The organism is Kocuria sp., assembly GCF_030536815.1.
In the GTDB taxonomy this organism is placed as follows: domain Bacteria; phylum Actinomycetota; class Actinomycetes; order Actinomycetales; family Micrococcaceae; genus Kocuria; species Kocuria gwangalliensis.
The window spans coordinates 1-2845 of sequence record NZ_JAUNPE010000227.1; the positions used below are offsets into that span (position 1 = coordinate 1).

Sequence of the window (2845 nt, forward strand, 5' to 3'; positions counted from 1 at the left end):
TGTAAGTCGCATCGGTAAGTGGCGTGGTTCTCGCGTCGTTTAGTGGCCAATGAGGAGGGCCTGTCGCGCGGCTTCGACGATCTCGGGCGTGAGTTCGTCGAGGTTGTTGACGGCTTGTACGCGTTCGATCTGGGTGAGCAGTCGGTCGACGAGGCGGAAGTTGCCCGCGGTGATTCGGACGATAGTCGCGACGGCGGTCGCGTGGGCGACGCCGCCGTCTGCTGGGTCCGCGGCTGCGGGAAGTCGTCTGGTCAGGACTGCGGTGAGTTCGTCGGGGGTGAGCTGGCGGTACTCGTGGGCGAAGCCGATCCGGCTATAGAGCTGAGGATAGCGGGCGAGGCGTTTCTCGATTCCGGGCATGCCGATCAGGATGACGCCCATGTGGTGGCGGTCGAAGTAGTCGCGGACCTGCTCGAGTCCGGTGGCTTTGAGGCGGTCGGCCTCGTCGATGATGAGTAGTTCGGTGCGGCCGCTGGAGCGGGACTCGATGTGGACATAGGGGTCCACGAGGCCGTGCTCGGCATAGTCCACGGCGAAGGAGATCTGCTGGCAGGCCCGGGGCAGGCCCTGGTCGATCTGCCGGGCAGTGGCGGCGACAGTGGGGGTGAAGAACGCGGTGCGGGCATCGAGCACGCGTTCCGGTACTGGGCCGAGGTCGTCGGTGAAGACGCACTGCCATTGCTCCCATTGGTCGGTGCCGGCGTAGTGCCGGGCGGAGAGGGTCTTGCCCACCCCGGGCGGTCCCCAGCACAGCCCGATGTAGCGGTGGGTCCGCACAGCGTCGGCGAACTCGATGAAGCGGCGATGCTCACGGGTGGTCTGGAAGGGTGGCGGCTCGGCTGTTGGCGGGGCACTGCTGTTTACCTCCCTGAACTCGCCGGTGAGGAATCGGCGACCGTCGTCGTCTTTGCCCAGGAGGGTGTGTGCGGGGTTATTCGGTCGCATAGAGGCGCAATCCGTGTGGTGGCGGGTCTTCTTCGATGGGTACCGGCTCCTCGTTGGCAGGTGCCGGCGGGAGGTACCGGGTGTCGGTGGGCAGCGCATCGGCGAGGCTGCGGCGTTGCCGTAGTTGTTGCTTGAGGTCGCGCCGCCGTTGGGACCGGGCGGCTTGTAGCTCGTGGAGCGAGATGGATTCGGCGGCGAGCTCGGGAGCGATCGCGCGGCAGAGGTACTCATCGTTGAAGTAGACGCGGATTTCGCCGACGTCGCGCGGGTTGAAGCGCACGCTCACGTGTTCGCCGACGTAGGCGGCCAGCACTGGGGACACGTACCGGGTGGAGGCGAACTGGATCCCGTCGCGTTGTACCTTCCGCGTCGCAGCCGCGCTCAGCAGGAGAAGGTCAAGGTCTTCGGGGTGCGCCGGCGCGCGGGGGATGAATCCGGATGCGCCCCAGCGGTGGGCAGGGGCTTCGCCGGTTTCCGAGTGCGGGCGCTGGTTGTACTCAGTGACGATGAACTGTTCCATGATCGCGTCGAGCTGCTCGAGGGTGAGCGTCGCAGGCGTGATGGGCTCTCCGTTCGTTCCGTGCGGGATGTGCCCGGGCAGATGCGGCAGGAGTTCGGTGGTGATGGAGCCGTAGAACCTCTCGATCTTCCCGCGTCCTTGCGGTACGCCGATCCGGGAGTGGATCAGCTGGATGTGCGTGTCCAGGCAGACCCGCTCGAGGCGCGCGGAGGTGAAGTCCGAGCCGTGATCGCTGTAGAGCACCTCGGGCAGGCCGCAGACGGGCCAGGCAGGGTCTGTCTTGGGGTTGATGGCTTGGTGCAGGGCGAGTGCTGTCTGCTCGGCTGTCGGGCTACCGAGAAAGAGGGTGTAGCCGGTGGTGACGCGGGAGTAGTCATCCAGCAGCACCGTCAACCAGGGCCGCACCGGGGCGCCGGTCTTGTCCAGGACCGCAACGTCCAGGAGCGTGTGATCGGCCTGCCACTGCTCGTTCGGGCGCGCGGCGGTGCGGCGGAGGACCAGTTCGAACCGGTCCCGGTACGCGGTATCCCCGTCCTGCGCGAGCGTGCGTAGACCCGGGTCGATGGCGCCGATGATCGCCCGGACGCTGGAGTAGCTCGGCGCGGTGAGTCCCCGGTCGTTCGCGATGTCGCCCACGCGGCGATGGACGAACGCTGCCGTAGGCTCGGGACAGCCAAGCGCCAGCGCTTCGATCATCTCGACGAGCTCGGACGGGATGCGCCTCGTCCCGCGGTCGGCTCGGTGGGGACGTTGCAGACCACGGGAGGTCGGGGCGGCGCGGTACTTCGCGGACCAGCGCGTGAGTGTCCGTAGGGGCACGCCGGACTCCGCCGCGATGCGTGTCCAGGGAACACCGTCTTCGTGCTGGCGCAACAGCATCACCTTTTCCTGCGGGGTCAGCTGTGCCATCGCGATCACCTACGTGGGTTCAGATCTCGGGACCGGTACCGGGGCCGGTCGCGGTCACCGGTTCCGGTGGCCGGGGTGGTAGGTGGCGGTAGAGGCTGGTGCGGGTGATCCCGGTCTTGGCCACGATCTCGGCCATGGTGTGCCCGGTGCCGCGCAGATGCTCCGCGTAGGCCAGCTTGTCCGGATCCACCACCGTAGGCCGCCCGATCCGCCGGCCCTTGGCCGTGGCCACCGCCCGGGCATGAGCGGCCCGCTCGAGGGTGTAGGTGCGTTCCATCTGCCCGAACAGCGCCAACAGCACCACCGCCAGCTGGGCCATCGGATCATTCGGGTTGGTGGAGTCCACCTTGATCGGATCCGCCAGGTTGCGCACCCCCACCCCCCGCTCGGCCAGATCGTGGATCAGGTTCAAGGTGTCGCGCACCGTGCGCCCGAGCCGGTCCAGGGTGTGCACCACGATCACATCACCCT

General features: G+C 67.6%; 3 protein-coding genes. All 3 read right to left on the bottom strand.

Annotated elements, in window-relative coordinates:
• Nucleotides 1-39: 39 nt before the first annotated feature.
• Nucleotides 40-945 (bottom strand): AAA family ATPase, encoded by a 906-nt coding sequence (locus Q4E95_RS12465; protein WP_303383608.1) that lies wholly within the window; start codon nt 943-945, stop codon nt 40-42.
• The gene (locus Q4E95_RS12470) at nt 932-2374 is read right to left on the bottom strand and encodes a Mu transposase C-terminal domain-containing protein (protein ID WP_303383609.1); all 1443 of its coding nucleotides are present in this window, start codon (nt 2372-2374) and stop codon (nt 932-934) included. Before Q4E95_RS12470 ends, Q4E95_RS12465 begins: the two co-directional genes overlap by 14 nt.
• Before the next feature lie 19 nt (nt 2375-2393).
• Nucleotides 2394-2845: recombinase family protein (locus Q4E95_RS12475; RefSeq protein ID WP_303383610.1), on the bottom strand; the 452-nt coding region annotated here is incomplete at its 5' end.